This window comes from Planktothricoides sp. SR001, from assembly GCF_001276715.1.
In the GTDB taxonomy this organism is placed as follows: domain Bacteria; phylum Cyanobacteriota; class Cyanobacteriia; order Cyanobacteriales; family Laspinemataceae; genus Planktothricoides; species Planktothricoides raciborskii.
The window spans coordinates 9,065-32,087 of sequence record NZ_LIUQ01000034.1; the positions used below are offsets into that span (position 1 = coordinate 9,065).

At 41.6% G+C, this 23,023-nt stretch carries 15 protein-coding genes and 1 pseudogene; 10 read left to right on the top strand and 6 right to left on the bottom strand.

Features of this window, described 5'->3' with window-relative positions:
* On the bottom strand, positions 1-476 hold a 476-nt coding region (locus tag AM228_RS18610; RefSeq protein ID WP_231636862.1), incomplete at its 3' end, for a biotin/lipoyl-binding protein.
* A 715-nt stretch (positions 477-1,191) separates the two neighbouring features.
* Here AM228_RS18610 and AM228_RS18615 point away from each other — a divergent pair.
* A complete protein-coding gene (locus AM228_RS18615) occupies positions 1,192-1,920 on the top strand; it encodes a DUF928 domain-containing protein (RefSeq protein WP_054468001.1) in 729 nt (242 codons plus the stop codon).
* Positions 1,921-2,420: 500 nt separating this feature from the next.
* Here the strand turns inward: AM228_RS18615 and AM228_RS18620 are convergent, their stop codons facing one another.
* Both AM228_RS18620 and AM228_RS18625 read right to left on the bottom strand, forming a co-directional pair.
* Positions 2,421-4,196 (bottom strand): radical SAM protein, encoded by a 1,776-nt coding sequence (locus tag AM228_RS18620; protein ID WP_231636863.1) that lies wholly within the window; start codon positions 4,194-4,196, stop codon positions 2,421-2,423.
* Between the two features lie 706 nt (positions 4,197-4,902).
* Entirely contained in the window at positions 4,903-6,990 is a 2,088-nt protein-coding gene (locus AM228_RS18625; RefSeq protein WP_054468003.1) for a thioredoxin domain-containing protein, read from the bottom strand.
* Between the two features lie 195 nt (positions 6,991-7,185).
* On the opposite strand from AM228_RS18625, the gene AM228_RS18630 reads away from it, so the two are divergent.
* From AM228_RS18630 to AM228_RS18645, 4 genes are all read left to right on the top strand, one after another.
* Positions 7,186-9,294: a GNAT family N-acetyltransferase gene (locus tag AM228_RS18630; RefSeq protein ID WP_054468005.1), complete on the top strand. Its 2,109-nt coding sequence runs from the start codon at positions 7,186-7,188 to the stop codon at positions 9,292-9,294.
* Between the two features lie 3 nt (positions 9,295-9,297).
* On the top strand, positions 9,298-9,741 hold the full coding sequence (locus AM228_RS18635; protein ID WP_054468008.1) for an ASCH domain-containing protein: 444 nt from the start codon (positions 9,298-9,300) through the stop codon (positions 9,739-9,741).
* Between the two features lie 65 nt (positions 9,742-9,806).
* Entirely contained in the window at positions 9,807-11,375 is a 1,569-nt protein-coding gene (locus AM228_RS18640) for an McrB family protein (RefSeq protein ID WP_231636864.1), read from the top strand.
* On the top strand, positions 11,372-12,583 hold the full coding sequence (locus AM228_RS18645) for an McrC family protein (RefSeq protein WP_072160841.1): 1,212 nt from the start codon (positions 11,372-11,374) through the stop codon (positions 12,581-12,583). The genes AM228_RS18640 and AM228_RS18645 overlap by 4 nt, the downstream gene beginning before the upstream one ends.
* A gap of 351 nt (positions 12,584-12,934) precedes the next feature.
* Here AM228_RS18645 and AM228_RS18650 read toward each other — a convergent pair.
* Positions 12,935-13,069: pseudogene (locus tag AM228_RS18650) on the bottom strand (DUF255 domain-containing protein); the annotation flags it as partial.
* Positions 13,070-13,344: 275 nt separating this feature from the next.
* Between AM228_RS18650 and AM228_RS18655 the strand changes: the two are divergent.
* Genes AM228_RS18655 through AM228_RS18670 form a run of 4 tightly spaced genes read left to right on the top strand, consistent with a single transcriptional unit; the run spans position 13,345 to position 18,173 of the window.
* On the top strand, positions 13,345-15,390 hold the full coding sequence (locus AM228_RS18655; RefSeq protein ID WP_054468013.1) for a class I SAM-dependent DNA methyltransferase: 2,046 nt from the start codon (positions 13,345-13,347) through the stop codon (positions 15,388-15,390).
* Positions 15,390-16,250 carry a restriction endonuclease subunit S gene (locus AM228_RS18660; RefSeq protein ID WP_054468015.1) on the top strand — a complete coding sequence of 287 codons (861 nt, stop codon included), beginning with the start codon at positions 15,390-15,392 and terminating at the stop codon, positions 16,248-16,250. The genes AM228_RS18655 and AM228_RS18660 overlap by 1 nt, the downstream gene beginning before the upstream one ends.
* Complete coding sequence (locus AM228_RS18665; protein WP_054468017.1) at positions 16,232-17,482, top strand: AAA family ATPase; 1,251 nt, start codon at positions 16,232-16,234, stop codon at positions 17,480-17,482. The genes AM228_RS18660 and AM228_RS18665 overlap by 19 nt, the downstream gene beginning before the upstream one ends.
* The gene (locus AM228_RS18670; protein ID WP_054468019.1) at positions 17,457-18,173 is read left to right on the top strand and encodes a retron system putative HNH endonuclease; all 717 of its coding nucleotides are present in this window, start codon (positions 17,457-17,459) and stop codon (positions 18,171-18,173) included. Before AM228_RS18665 ends, AM228_RS18670 begins: the two co-directional genes overlap by 26 nt.
* Before the next feature lie 353 nt (positions 18,174-18,526).
* On the opposite strand, the gene AM228_RS18675 is transcribed toward AM228_RS18670, so the two are convergent.
* Together AM228_RS18675 and hslO are read right to left on the bottom strand one after the other, a co-directional pair.
* Complete coding sequence (locus AM228_RS18675) at positions 18,527-20,773, bottom strand: chromosome segregation ATPase (protein ID WP_156331891.1); 2,247 nt, start codon at positions 20,771-20,773, stop codon at positions 18,527-18,529.
* Positions 20,774-21,199: 426 nt separating this feature from the next.
* Positions 21,200-22,093 carry an Hsp33 family molecular chaperone HslO gene (hslO, locus tag AM228_RS18680; RefSeq protein ID WP_054468023.1) on the bottom strand — a complete coding sequence of 298 codons (894 nt, stop codon included), beginning with the start codon at positions 22,091-22,093 and terminating at the stop codon, positions 21,200-21,202.
* 227 nt (positions 22,094-22,320) lie between these two features.
* Between hslO and AM228_RS18685 the strand changes: the two genes are divergently transcribed.
* Entirely contained in the window at positions 22,321-22,707 is a 387-nt protein-coding gene (locus AM228_RS18685; protein ID WP_054468088.1) for a hypothetical protein, read from the top strand.
* The last annotated feature ends 316 nt before the right edge of the window (positions 22,708-23,023 follow it).

Sequence of the window (23,023 nt, forward strand, 5' to 3'; positions counted from 1 at the left end):
GCTCTGGCTTGGGCAATGTCTTCCCCACGGGAACCAGCCTGCAATTCGCTTAAACTCGCTTCGGCTTGGGCTAAACGAGCTCTGGCTTGGGCAATGTCTTCCCCACGGTTGCCGTTTTCCAGTTCTCGCAGTCGGGCTTCGGCGCGGTTGAGTCGGGCGCGGGCTTGCACCAGTCGGGCACTCGTATCTTTACTTTCCATAATGGCGACAATTTCACCGGCTTCGACGCGATCGCCCTGTTCCACTCGTAACTGTTCAAGGCGTCCGGCATCTTTGGGGGATAGGTTGACACTTTGGATCGGTTGCACCGTGCCACTGGCTTGAATTCTGACCGTGCGATTTTGAAATTCTACGGCGACCGTGAGTTCGGCGATCGGATCGGTTTTGGGTTTGCGGCGACCCATGATTCCATATCCAATCGCGCCAAAACCTAACAAAATCACCACGACTAAAGCGATCGCTCCCAATTTTTTCATACCCTTCACTTTTTTCATTGGAGAGGCAAGAAATTTTGAATTATTTTCTGATTTCGATTCTTTTTGAGATTCTTTTTGAGATTCTTTTTCCGGGGGAAGCTGCGACATGATGTTTTGACTCTGAACAATACAGCACTGAAACAATCAACGGACATAATAATCTACAAGCGTTGTATCGCCGTTTTCATCCCTGATCAATCCCTTAATTTGGTGATAAATTAGGCTCATTTTTTAGATTATATAACAGCCGCAGATTGTTTTAGTAAAATTAACTTACTTCTTTATTTTAGCATAAATTATTTTTTTATTAATTTTTTTTAATCTTTATTCTTTTTTTTATTTAATTTCGATTCAGGCAATCAGTAATAGAAATTCATGTGTTTAATAAAAATTAACAATATACCTGGATTTATCTCCAGAGTAAATTTAGTCAATTTAACCTTGACCAGAGAAATTTAGGGATGAGCTTACCCTGGTGCGATCGCTGATGGAATCGCTTGCTGGAAGGAAAGGAGTGGGGGGGTTCAAAGCCGATATATCCAGGGGTTTTTGGCAATCAGATCGATTTACTCCACAGGAAAGCCAGCAATGAGAATAAATACCGATATCATTAAATAATCTTTAAATTTCTCAGGGATATCTTTACGGGACATTTATAATAGTAATAACTTCGTCATTATCGCGACATCCTGTAACCATTTAGCCCAAGACTCTTATGCCTAGAAATCATTTAGCCGCCAACATTTCTCAAGTCGCGATCGCCATATCCATCGCGATCGCTGGAAGTATCGGTATTTCTGGATCGGCCACCGCAGGGCCAAAACTGAATGTAGAGAACCGAGGCGCCCCAACCTTAACCGCTGGTGCCGCTTCTCGCAGTGGCAATACCGCAACCATGATTGCTTTACAAGCACCGAGTCAAAAAACCTTGACCGTCGCCGTTGCTCCCACAGTCTTTATCTATATATCCAACACAACTGCTTCCGAAGGGATTTTTGTCCTCAAAGATGAAAATGAAAATGACATAGCTCGCATGACTGTAGCGTTGCCCGATCAACCGGGAATTGTCCGCATCCAGCTTCCAGAAACCATGATGTCTGAAGCTTTACAAGTAGGCAAAGAATATCAATGGGTATTTAGCCCGGTGTCTAGCAACCAGAGCGGAATTAATACTACCTTTATTAATGGTTGGATCGAACGCATTGAATTAAGTCCAAATCAGATCAGCCGATTGAATAATACCGATCCCTTGGGTGCCGTAGACTTATATGCAGAAGCAGAACTTTGGCAGGATGCTCTAGCCACCTTGGCTGAATTTGCCGCAACTAACCCCAACAATTCAAATCTAGAAGCCAAGTGGAACAATTTATTAAACCAAGCTGGAATGGGCAATTTAGCGGGAGTTTCCGTCGATTTTGCTCAGGCAGTCGCCAGCAACAATTAACCAGAAAAATGAAGTATGAAGTGTCAATAATTTTCTAAATCAATTCATACTTCAGATCGGTTAATGCCGGTGGGTTAATAATATGACTATCAAATTACCGGATAGCCAAAATCTCACAAATACCAGGGAAATTTTTATTCAGATAATTCAGACAAAAACGTTATCAAAAACGATATTTTTTACCGAAAAAGTGATACTATAATTTATACTTTAATTGATGCTTTAATTGTCTCGCGATTGATGACAAATTAGCCAAATTACCGATAAAAAAGCTCGGCAAGCAAGAAACCCGGTTTCTTGCTTGCCGAAGTCAATTGACCCCAAAACCTGAGTCCTAGAAACCTGAAGCGGTTAGAAACCGGGTTTCTATGTAGGTTCCGGTGGGGAGGCAAATATTTCTTAGAGAAACCCGGTTTCTTGTCCCTGTGTCCCTGTAGGGTCTGCTGGGGAGGCAGATATTTCTTAGAGAAACCGGGTTTCTTGCTTGCCGAAGTCAATGTTTAGTTCAAATTGGCCAAGGCAATTTGTGAATCTTTGGAAGAAGCTGTACTCACCATTGCTGAATATTCACCGTTATAGTTGGTAAATTCAGCCGGTGCCCGACGAATATTAGATAGACGAATTTGCCAATCGGAAACTTCCGCGTAAGTCAGATGATTAGTATTGGAAGTAGTTGTCCAAACTCCCCAAAGACAGGTATCTTCAAACTGTAGCATTCCTGACTTGCGTAAGTTATAAGATTGCGGAGTTCCGGGCAAGGGAATAATGCTGTAGCAAGAAGTTTGAAATTCCAATTGAGGGTTAATCTCCACCAGTTCATCTACCAGGTCGGCGATCGCTTCCTCAAGACGTAACAAATCCTCATGGTCATCATCCGGTAGCCCGATAATAATGCCATAAGTCACCACCGGGACACCCGTTCTGACCACAGCTTTCATCAAATCACAATGCTCTTGCCAAGGCAGAAGTTTCTTGTAGGCTTCTCGACCAAAAACCGGACGTTCCGCCGGGATATAAGCCAAAGGACAGCCAACTTTGCCATCCCAGGCAAACAGCGCAGAAATCAATTCTTCGTCCGGTCTGAGGTCGGTGCTGTCGTAGTTTCGCCCTGCCCCCAGAGTGGTTTTTCTCAGTTCTAAACCATTGGGCCACATAAGAGTGATTCCCATATCCCGCGCCCCATTGGTAATTTCCAGGATTTCTTCTCGCCCTCCCGGAAAGAGGACGCGGGCGAGGAATTGATCGGAACCAATATTGATCGATCGCGCCCCCGCTTGTTTCTGGATTTCCAACCATTTAAGGGCGGTTTCTGGGGACATTCGCCGAAAACCAGTGCCGTAGGTGGGGGTCATGCAAAAGTCACAGGTGCGATCGCAACCAATATCAGCCACCAAAGAACCGACTGGGGCCAATCCCTGAACATTGGGCAGAGTCCCTAAACAATCCCGCGCCACTTCCACCGAGGGCAGCGCCCACTCATCGGGACTTTTGGCTTTAGTCTTTCGGGGATACTGTTTCCCATCAGCGAAAATGACCCCCGTGAGTTCTTCTCGCGGAGGTCGTCCCAGTACATAGTCAAAAATCGCCCAATTCGCAGCCCCGGATTTATCCTGAACCACTACGGTAGCGCCAGCCTTCAAGTAGTGGTGCGGTTCCGCCAGGGCATCGGATCCGCCAACCACAATGGGACGCCCACCTTTAGCCAGGTGCTCGATCACCATGCAGGTCACTTGACGGTCTTGGGAGAAATTCACGGTGACACCCCAAGCATCAAAAGCTTCAGGATCGAGGGCAGAAATTTTGCCTCCAACATAAGTTTTCCGCAGGTTCATCCCTTTCCAGAAAACTTGCCCAAATTCTTCACTATAACTATCATCTCGGAGGTTAACTAAGCGGGCATCAAATCCTCCGGCTTGCAAGTCAGGGATTAAAACTTGCTTGCTGATTAACGAACGATTTCTATATAAAGAAGTCCAATTTTTGCCTTCAGCATCGTATAGTCCCGTGGCTGGTGGTTCAATCAGTCCAATGGTGGGATATTTTTTCGCTACCATAGTCTTCGATCCTGTGAAATGTGGGATTAGAGTAGGGCATTTTTGCGCGATCGCGAAGCGGCGCGGATGCGCCATCGCGATCGCAATTCCTTTAGCAGTAGAATTGGCGATCCAATCTTTACAGCAATTTTCTCCGCGAGTAAACCACAAAGCATTTGTAGGGGCGAAGCATTCCGGCAGAAGTTTGATGCTTAAAATATTAATGTAGGGGCGAATGGCCATGCGCCCCTACGGAATGCTTCGCCCTACCGTGGTTCAGTAGGGGCGAAACCGCTTTAAGAGAATTTTAGTATAGGATCGCAGAAAAAATATCAGGAATAGATGATTTCGACAAAATTGCGGATTTTCTTAATAATTTCTCTGGTAAAGCAGCCCTGTTATACCAATTTCAGAACAACTGGTAAGTAGAAACTCACAAAGCACAAAAATTCAGTCAATTATCATTAGTTATTGGGTAGGGATTCTTTAGTTATTGGTTGTTAGTGATTACAGCGTTTTTATTACAGCGTTTTTTAGATGAATAAACCACATTAACCGCCAGGGAATGAATTCCCTCCTGTAGGGGTCAACGGCCGTTGACCCCTACAGGCGGTTAAAACCGACTGCAATTCTGTACGGTTCAAAGGTTGTTTACCCCTAGAAGCATAATTAGTCGGATTCATCCGACTTGAGCTATGAGGCGGGGAATTCATTCCCCGACGGGTGTGGTTTACTCAGTATAAAATCGCTGTACCACATTAACCGCCAATTAATTTCCCGCCTGGTGTGTTTTACTCAGCAAAAAACGCACTCTAGGGTGGTTTAAAAGCTGCTGTTTGATCTGGTCAATAACACGCCCTTTATAGGATTAATCGGAAAACCGCTGTAAACAAATAACAAAAGACAAAGCCCAAATGATCAAAAAATGACCAATGAAAAATGTCAACAGTTAACCCTGAACCACCGAATGATATCTGGTTTGACTTGCTTGCAATTGGTCTAATAGTTGCTCCTGAGTTTTCGCCGGTGCTTGGCAAGTAAAACCCTGGCAAACTAAGCCCACGGATTCTGCTGGGATATCCGACTCTATTTTATAGATGGCTGTGGGAAAATAGTGCTGATTGATACTGGCAAATACGGGGGTACTGCTGCGGACTAAAGTGTGATTTTTAAACCAATCTAAGGCCACAAAAAGACTGGGACAAGCGGAGGCAGCCCGCTGCATGACGCTGCTAAATGCTTGTAAGATTTGTTCGGCGCGATCGAGATAGTTTAAGTCTTCAGTCACGAAAGCCAGCCGGACTAAATTCGCAGCGGCAATGCCATTAGCGGCAGGAGTTGCATTATCCATATAACTCCGTTCCCGAATAATCAAATCATCGCTGCTATCGGTGGCGGTATTATAATAACCTCCCATTTCAATACTCCAGAGAAATTCATCAAATTCTGCCTGGACTTTTACGGCTGTTTTTAACCAAAATTCTGGAGCAACAGGGGCAGAATCAAAAGCTAAACTAACTTGGTGTAAATCGATTAAAGCTTTAATAAATAAAGCATAATCTTCCGATTGGGCTAATACCGCAGTTTTGCCCTCATAGTTGAGGCGATGAAACCGTCCCTCAATCCATTGGCGATCGCAGATAAAATTCGCCGCATTAGTAGCTAGTTCTAAAAATTCTGGTTCATCAAACACCGCTGCGGCTGTAGCCAACCCAGAAATCATTAAACTATTCCAAGCCACAATCATTTTCGGGTCAGTCACCGAGGGAATTCTTCCCGGCCAAGGATAGGTTTTCGCTTCCTGATTATCCCGGGCTGGGGGAAAAGTTTTCAACTCCTGGGGTAGTGCGCCATAACGCAGTTGAAAGAGTTTTGCTAATGCCGCTTCCAGAGTATGACTCAGTTCGCCCAAATGCCGACGTTGTAACACATTTTGCCCTTCAAAATTGCCATTCGGAGTGACAGTAAATTGCTCTTTTAATTCCGCCAATTCTTCAGGGGTTAACAGTGCTTCTAATTCTGAATAAAGCCACACATAAAAAGCCCCTTCCTCTGGTTCTGCTGCGGTGGGAGTGGTAAAACTATCCGCATCTTGGGCCGCATAAAAATATCCTTCTGGGGCGGTCATTTCTCGTTTCAACCATTGCACCGTCCCGAAAACTGCCCGTTTGAAAGCCGGTTCGTGAACCCCAGAACTCCATAAATTTGCCAAATATTCGACAATTTGCCCATTGTCATAGAGCATTTTCTCAAAGTGGGGGACAGTCCAAGTAGGGTCAACGGTATAACGGTGAAATCCTCCGGCTACATGATCGTAAATGCCTCCCAAAGCTAAATCATAACCCCGTTGAATACTCACTTCTTGGGGATTATATTTCGCTTCCAGATTAAAGCGACTGCCCTGGAGAACCAGTTGACTATAGGGAATCATGGGGAAACTTTGCCGACCGTGGCGATCGCCAATAATGGCCGTACTCACCTGCACGCCACTGCTGAGACAATTATCAGCAATGGTTTCCGTTCCTGGAATTACGGCTGACTGTTGCAAATGCTGCATAATTTCCTGGGTCACATCTTGCAGCTTGGCTTTGTCCGTATCGTAATAGCGGCGAATGGCTTGGAGAATTTGCAAAAATCCCGGACGACCATATTTCGGTTCCACCGAGAAATAAGTGCCGCCAAAAAAAGGAATCAGGCGATCGGGGGTTAAGAAAATATTTAACGGCCAACCTCCTTGACCCGTCATAATTTGCAGCGCTTGCATATAAATGCTATCAATATCTGGCCGTTCTTCTCGGTCTACTTTAATCGGCAAAAAATTGGCATTCATATAATCAGCAATCAGTTGATTTGAGAAAGCCTCCCCCTCCATGACCGTACACCAATGACAACTGGAATAGCCGATCGACAAGAAAATTGGCTTATTCTCCCGGCGAGCAGTTTCCAAGGCTTCAGGACACCAAGGCCACCAATCAATCGGATTTTCCGCGTGTTTGCGTAGGTAGAGGCTTTCGGTTTGGGCTAGATGATTGGTCATAAGTGGTTAGTTAAACTCGATTTGACTACGGTTTTCTGGTAGCAGTGTAACTCGAACTGGCAAGGTAAGGGGCGAAGTGTGGGGAAGTGAGAGGCAGGGGTGTGGAGGTGTGGGTGCAGGGGGGCTATATTCTGGTTATTTCAGTGCTATTATTTTAGATGATTGTGCTAATTTTTCTGATTTTATAGTAAAAACGTGAAACAAAATATTCCAGTAAAAATTCAAGTCATTGATGAAAACTCTCCCTATTTAGAAACTGTGATTGCTCTAGGGGATGCGAATAAAGCTACTTTGGGATTTTTCAAAAGAAAAGCTTTTATACAATCCGCAGCAAAGCGTCAGATTATTGTTGCTCTAGATTCCCACAAAAACTGTATTGGCTATCTACTCTATTACACTCGTTCTCGCGATCGTTATATTAAGATTGTTCATCTTTGCTTGGCTCCATCCTGTCGAGGCCAAGGAATTGCCAAGCAACTTGTTGACTATCTGAAGAAAAATACTCAAGACTATAATGGAATAACTTTAACTTGTAGAGATGATTATAAGTTACAGGATATGTGGGTAAAATTTGGGTTTTTCCCTGCGTATTCTAAATTAGCAAAAACCACAGGACAATATAATACAATCTGGCGCTTATTAGATTACGGCAAAACTAATTTGTTGTTTGATTTAGCCAATCAGCATAGAGAAAATAAATTATCTGTGGCTATTGATTATTCTATATTTGTAAGTATCACTAAAAATGACCCTGATGAAGAGGCAAACTCTTTATTGGCTGACTGGCTTCAATCTGAGGTAGAATTGTGTGTTACTGAAGAAATTTTAACCGAAATTCATCAAATCGATAATCTCAAACAACGAAATCGTCAGCAACAATTATTTGATAATTTTACTTGCCTGCCTTGTCCCCATGATAAATTCGAGGAATATTTTCAAAATCTGAATGTATTTTGCCAAAAAAATAAAATAAATATTAATCAATCATCGGTGCGTAATATTGCGAGAGCGATCACTGCTAAAATTTATATTTTAGTAACAAAAAATCAATCATTAATTAATAATGCAAAACTGCTATATGAAGCATCAAAAGTCTCAATTTTATCTCCCGATGATTTGATTCTTAGGTTAGATAGTCTCAACCAAAAACCTGACTATCAGCCTGTACGGTTAGCGGGTACTAAGCTAGAAGAAACAATTATACAAAAAGGTGAAGAATCTAACCTAATTGATGCTTTCTATTTATCAGATAAAGAAAATAAAGCTGAATTTTCCCAGCGCTTACGCCGATTTATTGCAGAAAAAGATAAATTTACTCATGTTTTAGTGAGAAATGCAGAAAAAGAGCCTCTTGCTTTGGTTGTGTATGACAAACATAAACCCCATGAGTTAGAAATTCCCATGATTCGAGTCGGGGATCATTCCCTCTCGACAACCTTGGCACGTAATTTAATTTTTCGCTCTATATCAAAAGCTGCATTTGACAATCGTCAATTTACCAGAATCACCGATCCACAATTAGATGATTCAATTATCAATGCTATTCAAGAAGATATGTTCATTACTGTTCAAGATGGATATTTAAAAATGAATCTTGCTCAGGCTGAACCTGCATCTATCCTTTCAAGAAAAGTAATCAGCCTAGTAGATCGGTATATAGAACCTAATAATGGTTATAATTATTTCAAAAAATGTTCTGAAGATATCAATTCTTTAGATTTAAATGAGTACAAAAATTTATTCGTCATTGAAAAAGCGCTTTGGCCAGCAAAGATTATTGATGCTCAGATTCCTACATTTATTATTCCTATTCAGCCAAGATGGGCTCAAGAATTATTCGATTATCATTTATCACAACAGTGTTTATTACACAATATCACTGATTTAGATCTGAACAGAGAAGCCGTGTATTATAAATCCAAACAAGGTCCTACAAAATTAAAACCGGGAATTGTTGGTAGAATTTTATGGTATGTCAGTGCTGATAAAGATAAGGGTTTTATCGGAATTCAGGCAATTAGAGCTTGTTCTATTCTAGATGAGGTGGTCATTGGCACCCCTGAAGAGTTAGATTTACGTTTCCGAAATTTAGGAGTTTACAAAAAAGAAGATTTACTTAAAATTGCTAAAAATGACGAAAAACGAGATATAATGGCTTTAAGATTTAGCAACACAGAACTGTTTAATCATCCAATTGACTTGACAGATATTCGGGAAATCCTGAATAATAAAACAACCATACAAAGTTCTATTGAGATTACCGATCGACAATTTGAGCAAATTTACAAGATGGGTTACGCCTAAGTTATGTCAGAAAGCCAAGACAATATTTTGTTACTCTCTATCAAACCAGAATATGTCGTTAAGTTGTTTGACGGAACCAAAAAAGTAGAGTTAAGAAAAATTAAACCAAAGTTAATGCCAGGAAATAGGGTGGTGGTTTATGCTTGTTCCCCAGTGAAAGCGATCGTCGGTGTATTTGAAGTAGAAAAAGTCATTGAAGATAGTCCAAGCAGCCTTTGGTATCAGGTGGAAAATCTTGCTGGTATCAGTAAAGAAGCTTTTGATGATTATTATTATACTTCCAGAAAAGCGTATGCAATTTTTTTAAAAGAAACAGAACAATATGAACCTCCATTAGATTTAGAATTTATAAAGCAGCAATGGTTTAACTTTCATCCACCTCAAAGTTACAAATACTTAACAAAATCTGAATTTAAAAAAATTCAAAAGATGCTCACAATAGCTTAATTTATCGAAAAAATATGGGTGGTATAGAAAATATAGAGACACTCAATCAAAACACTTTAATATCGTTGTTTCAAGAATTTTTGAAGGATCCTTACATAAAGGGATGTCTAAATAAAATATCTGACTATAAGGAACAGCGTCAACAGGGACGACGTAACTTTGAAGCGATCGCCTCAGTGGTTCAGTCTGGAGAAATTCCTACGGAACTGATTCTACTACAATTACTGCCTTACGAAAATTCTCCTAGTAATTCTTATCAAAGAGCATGGATCCATAGTAATCCAGGCATCACTGGAACCTTAGAAGAATGGTTAGAACAGCAACGATGGAATGAGAACCAAACCTCGGAAATAGCTCAGGCAATTTTTCGGTTGCTTAAACGCTGTAACGACGATCCAAGTCAGTTGTCAGTTGCTTGCAATGAGTTTTGGCAAATTCCTTATGCTCAAAATATCACTACAGAGTTAATCTCGCCGATTCTTCATGCACTGAAACCTGACAAATTTATGATGATTCATCAGAAATCACTACAGATTATTAATGGTTTTTATCAAAAGTCTTATACTGAACAATTAAAAGATTATCCAGAAACGAATCACTTAGGGAATCAGTTAATTAAAGAATTGGCAAATTATAAACAACAGGTCTTTGGTCTGCCAGCAATTCCAGATTATGACTTTTTTGATTTATTTTGTCACTGGGTTTTCAGGGGTAATCATCAACAATTTTTTAATAAACAAGAGAATTTACCTAAATTGAATCAAGATAATTTGGTGAATAGTTACACGAATCAAAACTCGAAATATTCTTTATTACAATGTGCTGAAGAAACCGGATTTGAGGAATCAGAACTCAAAAGATGGGTACGCGCTATCCACCGTAAAGGACAAGCTATTTTACAAGGCCCTCCCGGAACAGGTAAAACTTATCTAGCGGAAAAAATTGCTCAACATTTAATTGGTGGTGGCGATGGTTTCTCTGAACTGGTGCAATTTCATCCCGCGTATGCTTATGAAGATTTTATTCAGGGAATTCGTCCTAAAACTGATGATCGAGGACAACTAACTTATCCAGTGGTTCCTGGTCGTTTTTTGGAGTTTTGCCAAAAATCTCAGGAATGTAAAGATACTTGTGTTCTGATTATTGATGAAATTAACCGAGCAAATTTATCGAGTGTCTTTGGGGAGTTAATGTATTTACTGGAATATCGAGACAAAGATATTTATTTGTCTGGAAGTGCTGAAAAGTTTAAAATTCCTAAAAATGTCAGATTAATCGGGACGATGAACACCGCCGATCGCTCCATTGCTTTAGTCGATTATGCGCTACGCCGACGTTTTGCTTTTATCGAAATATCTCCGAACTATCAGGCATTACAAACATATCACAAACGAGCTAATACTGATTTTCCGGTAGAAAATTTGATCAAAATTTTGCAAAAGCTTAATCAACAAATTAACGATCGGCATTATGCGATCGGCAATTCTTTTTTTATGGTGGAAAATTTACAAGATGAACTCCCTGATATTTGGCAAATGGAAATTGAACCTTATTTGGAGGAGTATTTTTTTAACCAGTTGGGAAAAGTCGATGAGTTTCGTTGGCAAAAAATTAATCAAAATTTTTTAGGATGAATTTAGACACTATTAAAGTTATTGAAATCATCGAATATCAATCAATTTTAATTCCGCGTCAGGATATTCCCCAAGCAGCCCTGGATGAACTAAGACAAAAATACAAACCCCAACTTCAAATTGGGCTTGAAGATACAAGATATGGTGATTTCTGGAAACTTACGGCTAAAGGATGGGTTGGTTATATTCCTTTACCGGCAAATTTGGGGATTAGACTTCAGCCTAAAGTCCCCATTCAATCTATCTTAGGAATGTTAGAATATGCCTATAATTTAAAAAGTTTTCGGTTTTTAGATGGTTTGATTGATTGTGAAACCTTAGAGGAATTTTGCGATCGCCTTGCCGCTATTCTCGCTAGTCGCATTTTATCTCGCGTTCGTCAGGGCATTTATCAGACCTATCTACCAAAGACAGGAGAATTAGGATATATTCGCGATCGCCTCGATATTCGCCACACAATTCAACAACCTTGGACGGTCAAATTCACTTGTCATTATCAAGAATACACCGCTGATATTCCAGATAATCAGATTCTCCTTTGGACAATGCACTGTCTGAGTTTTTCTGGTCTTTGTCGCCAGTTCTCGCAACATCTCGTATCAGAAACTTATCGCGCATTAAAAGGAGTAGTAAGACTGAGACATTTTAACTCTCAAGACTGCTGCGATCGCTCATATAACCGCTTAAATCAAGATTACGAATCTTTACACACCCTCTGTTACTTTTTTCTGGAACAGATCGCCCCCAGTCATTCCATAGGTTTTTCTAAAAATTTACCTTTTTTGGTAGATATGTCAAAACTCTATGAGCAGTTTATTTATCAATGGTTAAAAATCCACCTCCCTGGAAATTTTAGCATTAAAGCCCAACAACGATTACAGATTGGTAAAAAATTAAACTTTAAAATAGATTTAGTGATTTATGAAACATCTATGGAAAATCCTAGATATATCCTTGATACTAAATACAAGAGGTCATTAAAACCATCGACAGAAGATGTCGCTCAAATTATCGCTTATGCCACTGCCAAAAATTGCCCTGAAGCAATTTTAATTTATCCCGTTGATTTACCTGAACCCGTTGATGAATGGGTAGGCGATCGCCAAATACACCTGAGAAGTTTAACTTTTTCCACTCAGACAAACCTGGAAAAATCAGGTAATAAATTTTTAAGTAAATTGTTTGATAATTATCAAAATGTAACCTGAATTATTAACTTATAAAAAAAGTAAAAATAACCATCAATTTGCCAATCATATCAAATCCGGTTGTAATAGAGGACGGGCGGGTTTGAAACCCGCCCCTACAATAACCTAAAACACTTGTGGATTCCCGCATTCGCGGGAATGACAGATAGCTTGGGAAACGGGTTTTGACAACCGGATTTGGTATTATATTATTTTTTGAAAAATTTAATATTTTTTTATAAAAAAACCGTTTTTTAATTATGATAAGAAGCAAAAATAAAGACCAATAACCCTGGTTTTTTTATCGGTGATGCCATCTCAGGGGAAAAGGAAATGTGCAGACATTGAATGAGAGCGGAATGCGTCGATTTGGATCGACAGAAAAATTGGTTTATTCTCTCGGCGAGCAGTTTCCAAGGCTTCTGGACACCAAGGCCACCAATCAATCGGATTTTCCGCGTGTTTGCGTAGGTAGAGGCTTTCGGTTTGGGCTAGATGATTGGTCATAAGTGGTTAGTTAAACTCGATTTGACTACGGTTTTCTGGTAGCAGTGTAACCCGAACTGGCAAGGTAAGGGGCGAAGTGTGGGGAAGTGAGAGGCAGGGGTGTGGAGGTGTGGGGAAAAGGCAGAAAATCTCCAGTTGGGCGATCGCGACTGTTCTGACCTGATAAAATTATGAGTGGTGAACTTGAGTGGTGGACTTGTCAAGTGATAAATCTCCTTCACTGTTTCAAGCATTCAAGATGTAGGATATTCAAAATAATCAGCGAGGTTTAAGAGATGATCAAAGAACAAACAGCAGATCATCAACAAATTTCTAATTTAATCTGGCAAATTGCTGATTTATTGCGTGGTCCTTACCAACCTGCGGAATATGAACGGGTTATGCTACCAATGACGGTATTGCGCCGTTTTGACTCTACACTTGCAGCAACTAAACAAGACGTTTTAGCCAAATATGAGCCATCCAAAAATCGATTACAAGATGACGCTCTTGAATCAATGCGAAATCAAGCCGTAGGAGAAAAATTTCATAATCGTTCTGAACTGAATTGGGAAAAATTGACAGCCGATCCGTATAATATCGCTCAAAATTTCATCAGCTATATTAATGGCTTTTCCAAAAATGTCCGCGATATTTTTGAACGCTTCGAGTTTGCGGCAGAAATTGAAAAGATGAACCAAGAGAAAATTCTCTACCTAGTCATCTCAAAGTTTGGCGATATTGATTTATCCCCCAACTCAGTAGATAACCGGGTAATGGGGTTATTGTTTGAAGATTTAATTCGTCGTTCCTTTGAAGCGGCTAACAAAAACGCAGGGGAACACTTCACCCCACCAGAAATTATCCGCTTAATGGTTGAGATTTTATTGGCTCCTGATGAGGAGATGCTCACGAAACCTCAAATTTATAAACTGTTTGACCCTACTTGTGGGACTGGGGGAATGTTAGCAGCAGCGCAAAATTATTTACGAGAAAAAAATAAATTAGCAAAACTCGTAGTTTTTGGTCAGGAGGTTAATCCTCGCGCTTATGCGATCGCTGCTTGTGACTTATTAATCAAGGATAATCACCAGAGTTGTATTCAGTTTGGTGATTCTCTAACTGATGATAAATACCCGAATCAAACCTTTGATTATTTTCTAGCCAGCCCTCCCTTAAAAATGAACTGGCAGAAACAGCAAAATGAAATAAAAGAAGAACATGAACAGCTAGGTTTTGATGGACGGTTTGGGGCTGGCTTACCCACGGTCTATGATGGTTCACTATTATTTTTACAGCATCAGATTAGCAAATTTGTACCATATCAACCAGAAAATCATCAAAATAATTCTGGTCATGGTTCTCGTCTCGCTATATTATTGAACCAAACACCTTTATTTAGTGGCGGTGTGGGAGGCGGGGTCAGTAAAATTCGCAAATGGATTATAGAAAATGATTGGTTAGAAGCAATTATTGCTCTACCCGAACAGATGTTTTATCACACTGATATTGCCACTTATATTTGGATTGTCACGAACCGGAAACCGAAAGAACGTCAAGACAAAATTCAACTGATAGATGCTCGTCAACGTTGGCAAAACATGAGAGAAAATTTCGGAAATAAAAGCCGTTATTTTAGTGAAGAAAATATTGCCGATGTAGTCCGGGAATATGCGGAATTTGTGGAAACAGAAACCAGCAAAATTTTTGATCGTCGAGATTTTGGCTATAACCGGGTTCGGATTGAACGACCTCTGCGTTTAATGTATCAAATGGATCTCGATCGCAAAAGCCGTTTTCTTGATGCCGTTCCCCATTTATTAGATGATGTCCAGGCAATCGATCGCGAATTAGGGCGCGAACCCCGTTCTGACTGGAACCAAGTTAATCACTTAATCCAGGAATTATTAAAGCAGCGGAGTAGTCGTTGGAAAAAAGCGGAACGAAAGCTATTTAGAGATGTTTTTACAGAACGAGACCCACAGGCAAAACCTGTTATCTTAAAAGAACGTGAGGCAACGGGTGAACCGAACGCCCGTGTGTGGGGGTGGTTTCCTGTACCCGGTCAAAATATACAACAAATGTACGAGGCTGACTCAAAGTTAAGAACTTTTGAAAAGATTAACTTAAAACAAGAAGTTTCCGATTATTTTTTGGCAGAATTGGCACCTTATCTAACTGATGCTTGGGTGGATCGGGCAAGTATCAGAATTGCCTATGAGATTAATTTTAATCGCTATTTTTACGATCGCACACCCCCTCGTCCATTAGCGGAAATTGATGCAGAAATTAAACAGATGGGAGAGAAGATGATGAGGTTATTGCAGGAGGTGACAGGGTAATGAATTTTCAGAATCACTCATTTTCCGAAGCCAAAGCAAGCATTGCCGATGACTTAAACCAAGAAATGAGGAAAATCGATGAACTCATTCAAGTCAAACAACGATTATTAGAATTATTAGACGAAAAACGTCACGCACTAATTACTCATGGGGTAACTCGTGGGGTAGATCCTCATGTTCCAATGCGTGATTCTGGGGTTGAATCGATCGGAGAAATTCCTCAACATTGGCAAGTCATCAAATTAAGGCGCTGTATTTTAAGCATTGAACCAGGGCAGAGTCTAAAAGCAGATGAAAAAAAACCAGAACCTCAAGAATGGGGAGTTCTAAAACTAAATGCTGTTAAGCGGGGAGAGTTTGATGATTCTCAAGCTAAGACGATACCTGTCTCCGTGAAAATTCCCACTGCCTTAGAAATTCATCCCGGCGATTTTTTAATCGCCCGAACCAATAACCATGATGTTTGTTATGTTCAGGAAACCCGACCTAAGTTGGTGATTAGCAATCTCATGTATCGGTTGAGATTAGATGACTCAAATTTAGATGGTCAATTCTTGAGTTACTTTTTACAAAGTCATCTAGGGCGATGGCAAATTGATGCCGATGCCAGAGTAACCGGCTTATCTATGGGTAAAATTTATTCAGAGCAAATTCTTGATTGGCTATTGCTTCTGCCACCACTCAAAGAGCAACAGTGTATAGTTGCTTACATAGAAACTAAATTAAATAAAATTAATTATTTGAAAATGGCAAACTATGATACAATTGAATTGTTACAAGAACGTCGCACAGCAATGATTACACCCGAAGTCACCAGAGACATGACAATCAAGGAGTCACAATGGAAATTAATCGCCTAAGACTGAGGAATTTTCGAGTTTTTGAAGATGCAGAGTTTCACTTTAACCCTGGAATGAATCTAATCGTTGGCATCAACGGTGCCGGTAAATCTACTGTGCTTGATGCCTTGAGGATTGCCTTTTCAAAGATATTACCTAATTTTACGGTTTCTGATTCTAAAAACAATAGCGAGAGTTTCAAAGCTAGTGATATTAAGATTGGGTATAAAACATTAGAATTTGACGTTGATTTTCAAGCATCAGGAATACCTTTTGAATGTAATATTTGGTTTGCCAAAAGCGATAACTTTAAAATTAAACCGGATAGTGAGCATATTTTAGACACCATAAAGAACGCGGAAAATCAACCTCTTGTAGTTTATTTTGCCACCCAACGCTCAATAATTACGGTAAAAAAATATAAAGAGAAAGATATGTATAAGATGGCTTCAGGCGATCCATCTGCTGCTTTTCCTGAAGCACTGAAGCCTAGAAATCTACGTCTGACTGAATTTACTGATTGGTATTTAGCCCAAAACGCATTGTTAAACGAAAATTATTCACCGGCAAAACGAAGTATTGAGGCTTTAAATAAAGCCGTGACAAGTTTTTTAGATCAATTTACTAATTTGCGGGTTGTTGGTAAGTCAGATTTAGTCCTTGATAAAGATGGATTAACCCTAAATATTAATCAGCTTTCAGATGGTGAACGAGGTCTTTTAGCCTTGATACTCGATCTGGTAAAACGACTTTTACAGGCAAATCCTGATTTAGAAGATCCTCTAAAGGATGGAAAAGCTGTGGTGCTAATTGATGAGTTGGACTTACACTTGCATCCACGCTGGCAACGGATGGTTGTCAAAAAGCTTACAGAGATTTTTCCCAGTTGCCAATTTATTGCCACCACTCATTCACCGCAAATTATTGGAGAAGTAGAACCCACTGGTTTAACTTTACTGCAAAAAGAGGGTGATCGAATTCTGGTGAAACAAAAAGGTCTTCAGTCGTTCGGGTTAGATTCTAGTTGGATTCTTAAACATTTAATGGAAACTGAACCCCGCAATTTTAGAGTTCAGTCTCAAATCAATTCTATAGAAGATGCACTAGAAGAAGGCGATCTGGACTCAGCCAGAAATAAACTTGACGCTTTAAAAGATATGATCTATGGACGTGATGATCAAGTTATCCGTCTTGAAGCCAGCATTAATAACCTAGAGGCATTAGCAGATGAAGTGGATTCAGAAGAAGAATGAGCCTAATGAGTTAAAGGAATGGCGTTCTCGCAATTCCAATGATATTAATTTTGGTTACAGTCTGATGCGTCAAGACCATGCTGTTGTTAAAGCAGTGACTCATTCTTTACTAGAAGAACAAGGATGGTTATGTGCATACACTGGCTTGATTATTGATGAAGGAAAATGTCATATTGAACACCTCAAGCCTCAAACACAGTGCACTCCTGCTGAAACTGTTTTATATAGTAATATTGTAGCTTGCTATCCTGAACCGAATATTGGCTATAAACTTCCTTATGGTGCTCATAAGAAAGATCACTGGCCTGCTCCTAATGAACAACATTTGTTTGTTTCTCCTTTAGATCCAAGCTGTCAATCTCGGTTTATCTTTACCTTACGAGGTCAGATTAAAAGCAAGGATGGAGATGATGCAGCAGCAATGACAATTACAAAACTTGGTCTCGATCATAGTGAGCTTGAAGATAAACGCAAAGCAGCCATTCAAGGAACAATTGGTCTAACAAATAATCTTTCGCTTAAGGATGCAAGGAGAAGACTGAGAAAATTAAAGACTCAACAAGGAGGAAAACTAGATGAGTTTTGTTTTGTTTTGGTTCAAGCTGTAGAAAAACATATTTCCAGGCTTGAGGCGATCGCTAAATCTAAAGCCCAAAAGAAAGCAAAAAAATCAAAAGGAAACAATAAATGAGGATTGCTGGCGATCGCCAATCGGTCTTGCAACAAGTCATGGGAACGCCATGTTCTAAATCACGACTATCTTAAAAGCATAACAGCCGTTGACAAAAAGTAATTTTTTTTGAGATAGCGATCGCCTAAAATATTATCGCCCAGAATATCGAGTAACAAATCAACCGTTGTATCTGTTAACTTTCCGACCGTGACAGATTTAAATAATTGGTTAAATAACTGGCTGGAAAAATTTAATAGTCAGAGGAAATATGAGAATAAAAAGTGCCTATTTGTAAAATTAAAATATTGAGCCAGAAACCCTGTTTCTGGCCTAGAAACGAGCCACATCAACACTGAACCCAAACCACAATTTTATCGAGTCACAGGCTCAATAAATGGCTCCAAAGGTTGATTCGTTCCCTGAGAGTTTGAGGGAATATTTTCCCCCGATGGAGGCTGATTGTTTGCCGGAGAATTTTGATTATTCCCTTCGGGAACAGGGGTTTTAGGTGGCGGAGCAACAATGCGTTTCCAGTCTTCAACTTGACGCTGCACTACTTGATAATTAGCGGCATAAAATGGAATCGTTTGGGCAATATCAATGGCGCGAAGCAAATCGTACTGAGCCTCATCTTGGGCCATATTATAAAGTTGCGTGCTCCATTCATTGATCGAATTATCCGCTTGGGAGCGTAAAGGACTGACCATTGAGACTTGATTGATGGTTTCAATAGCTTTGAGTAAGGTGGCTGGATTGGTGGCACCATTAGCCATCAGGTTTGCTTGTTGAATACTTTCTTGATCGCGGATTTCGGTTTTCCAAGCAAAAATGGCTGATTGCGCTTCTTGATATAAAATTCTGCCCGGAGAAATTTTTTCCGCTTGGGCGATCGCCAGTTGTAAATTGCCAGCCTTAGCCAACTTCCAAGCCTGATCTAACACCGGCTGATCTTCTTGGCGCTGAATTTCGCCGCGCCATGCGTCGATTTTGTCTTGGGCTTCTTGGTAAAGTTCTCGTCCGGGACGGATTTGTTGCGCGGTATCAATGGCCGCTTGTAAGGAGAGGCGATCGCCAAATTTGGCTAAATCTTGGGCTTGCATTAAAAACGGACGATCTTCTTGTACCTCAATCAGATTTTGCCAGCGATTGATATTATCTTGGGCTTCATCCCAATAGCTGTTACTGCGTCCGACTAATTGGGCTTGGGAAATCGCCATGCGTAAATCTTGGGCAGAACCCAGTTGTGCCTGTTGCCGCGCTTTTTCCAAATAAGCTAAATCCTGAATATCTTGCTGCCAGGTCATAATCAGCCGCTGGGCTTCTGCATACATAGGCCGACCTGCCCCAATTTGTTGGGCTTTAGATATCGCATCTTGAATCGCGCTTAAGGTGCCTCGGTCAGCCAGAGATTTTGCCCTGGTCAAATCCACAAAATCCACCGCCTCATTTTTCAGGGGACTATCAGCGGGAATTTGCCGCGCAATATAGATCGCATCTTGCCAATCTTGGCGCTCCAGACTGGCTTTGGCCATTTCCATCATTTGTTCGGCAAACTTATTTTTCAACGAACGCGCCGCTTTATAAAGTTTACTTTTCTCGTCAAAAGTCCCGACGATGCGTACCGCTTCTAACAGGTTTTTAATTTCACCCGTATCTGCCAAATCTCTGGCTTTATCCAAAGTTTTCGCCGATTCTCTGGTGGTTTCAATTAACGTAAATAGGGCATCAAATTGCTTGGTTTGCCAGTAGCGATTTTCCACAAATTGCAGCTTTTGGGCGGCAAAAAAAGCATCGCGCCACTTTTCTTTTTCCATCGCCTCTTCCGCTGCTTTGTAGTAGTCTTTGGCTTCTTGCCAAATAGACTCCCATTTTTTAATCCGTTCATCTACTAAACTAGCCGCAGAGGTATCGCGGGGAATTTGTCTAGCGGTGGAGATCGCCTCAGTAATGTCACCGGCATGAAAACTTTCTTCCGCCAGATCCAATAATTGTTCTGCCCAAGTTTCAATATTTTGGTCAATTTGCTTCCGCAGAGGATGATCTTTGGGCAAATCGGAAGCGATCGCGATCGCCTCTAATAACCCGTTAATAGTTTTTTGATTCGCCAACTGTCCCGCACAATATAACTGCTCCGACGCGGAAGGCTTAAACCAGAAAAAATGATAATTACAAGTCGGTGTATCGGGCAACTTGAGCAACATCATCAAAGATCCGGCGCCGAGTCCCCCAGACACCGCCATAGTAACCAATATCCAAATTTCCCAGCGCTTTAACAATCGCACCGCCCACTCCATCGGCTGATGAGAGGATTGTTTCAACTCACGAGAACGGCGATCCACAATTTGATGATCGGAATTCCAGTTTTGGGATTTTGACAATCGGCTATCCCGTGGGTTCTCATTAAATTCAGACTGAAGTTTCAAACTCCCATCGGTAGCTGAAGCCCCCACCGAGGAGCCAAAGGCTGAGGGCAAGGGCTCCAAAGAACGGCTCAAGAACTGCTCTTTAGCGTCTGAGTCGGAACCCTGAGATGGATGCCAACGATCTGGAATTTCGCGATTTCTAGTCATACCTACCCACAAATAGTCTTCTAGCCGTCTTGGAGTCGCTTTGAGCAAAAGTGTTCTCAACGACTTTACCGCAATTTTTGATCTGAAATTGTTTTTTATTGACTGATTACAAACCGATGAATATAAGTTTGCCTGGGGAAACTGGTGAAATTATAGACATTTTCCGTGCGATCGGCATCACCCTGGGCTGGAACCACCCCCTCCCGCCTCATGTCTGCTCTAATCGCCCGATTGGTGAATTGGATTGGTGGATATTGTAGCGGATTTAATATTTTTATTGTTTCATCAGCAGTCGATTCCCTCGCCCTCCGCAAGCGGATCGCCCCTGTCGGGAAACACCCAGCCGAAAACTTTAGATTTGATTAATTTTTTCCTAGAGTTACACAGACAACTGAATCCGAGAAGGGGCAATTGATTCATTGCCCCAGGGCGATCGAGCCGCCAACGGTTACACCTGATTTAAATCGTCCGCAATTAACCTTCTCGGCGCAACTCGACAATTAACTCAGCCAACTGCTCCGCACTCGCGGTATAAACTTCGTTACAAAAGTGACAAATGGCTTCAGCCCCATCATCTTTCTCAATCATATCTTGGAGTTCAGCCGCTCCCAACATTTTCAATGCCCCTAACATCCGTTCTGAAGAACAACCGCAATGAAATCTCACCAGTTGTCTTTCTGGGAGAATCGATAAACCCATATCTCCAAGCAGTTGGTGCAAAATATCCGGCAAAGTTTTTCCCGCTTTCAACAACGGTGTAAAACCTTGGAGAGCTTCAACCCGCGACGCTAAAGTTTCCACCAGAGCTTCATCGGTAGCGGCTTTAGGCATAATCTGTAACAGTAAACCCCCAGAGGCGGTGACACCTTCAGCGCCCACAAACACCCCTAACATCAACGCCGAGGGAGTTTGTTCTGAGGTGACGAGATAATGGGTAATATCTTCGCCAATTTCCCCGGACACCAATTCTACGGTACTGGAATAGGGATAACCATAGCCGACATCTCGCACCACATAAAGATAACCCTGACCCACTGCCCCACCGACATCCAATTTCCCCTTGGCATTTGGCGGCAGTTCCACCTGTGGGTTGTCCACGTAACCCCGCACCGTGCCATCTAAACCGGCATCGACTAAGAGGCCACCGAGCGGCCCATCCCCTTTGATCCGAATATTGACCCGCGATTCTGAACGCTTCATACTCGAAACCAACAGCAGTCCCGCAGACATACTCCGACCCAGGGCGGCGGTGGCTACATAAGACAACTGGTGGCGTTTTCGGGCTTCTTCGGTCAATCGGGTGGTAATCACCCCCACGGCACGAATGCCACCATCCGCAGCGGTGGCACGAATTAACTGATCCGCCATAATAAACCTTACATTTCTTAACACCTCATTACATTATTTTACGTTGCGACGCTCGCGAACCGCTAGAAAAATTACTTCCGCAGAAAAATTGGTGGCGCGTTGATCTAGGGATTTGCTGTTGCGCTGCTTCGCTTCGCCCCTGTTGCTCTGTAGCCTAGAACAAATTCTCCTGGGATGTTTTACAATCGGGAAAACGTCCACCCGCAGTGATTCAACCCCACGGAAAAATGCTAGGAAATTTTCAACAAAGTAATCTCCGCATCGAAATTGATGCCTCAGCCACCGCCATTCGCGATAGCTTATTGCGATCAGATCATTTGCAACAGTGGCTTTGGCCACAACAGCTTTCCCCCGGCATTGCCGAACAGTTGCATCCCGGACTCACTTTTACCACCGCGATCGGGCCTGTCACCATTCAACATCAAGTCAAAATCGTCCAATCTAATTGTCTCCGCTTAATCCTCAGCCAGGGGATTGATGGCTTTCACCAGTGGTACTGGGGGGATGGCTGGGTACAATCCAACCTAGAAGGAATCTCTCTACTCCCCCTTAATTTGGGACAAACCCTAACTTTAGTTAGACTGCGAGAATTTTTAAACCGTCAAGAAACATGAAGGGATGAGGAGCAGAGGAGCCCGCCATCGGCAGGGGGGCAGGAGAGCAGGCTCAGGGTAAGAGGTGTAGCCCTTCGGCAGGCTCAGGGTAAGAGGTGTAGCCCTTCGGCAGGCTCAGGGTAAGAGGTGTAGGGGAAGAGTGAATAGTGAATAGTGAATAGTGAATAGTGAATAGTGAATAGTGAATAGTGATATTTATGCATAACTTTTCACTTGTACGGGCGAATGGCCATTCGCCCGTACAAAAGTGGTAGGGGCGAATGGCCATTCGCCCCTACCACTTTTCACTTTCTTCCCGATGGCGGCCGATGGCGGC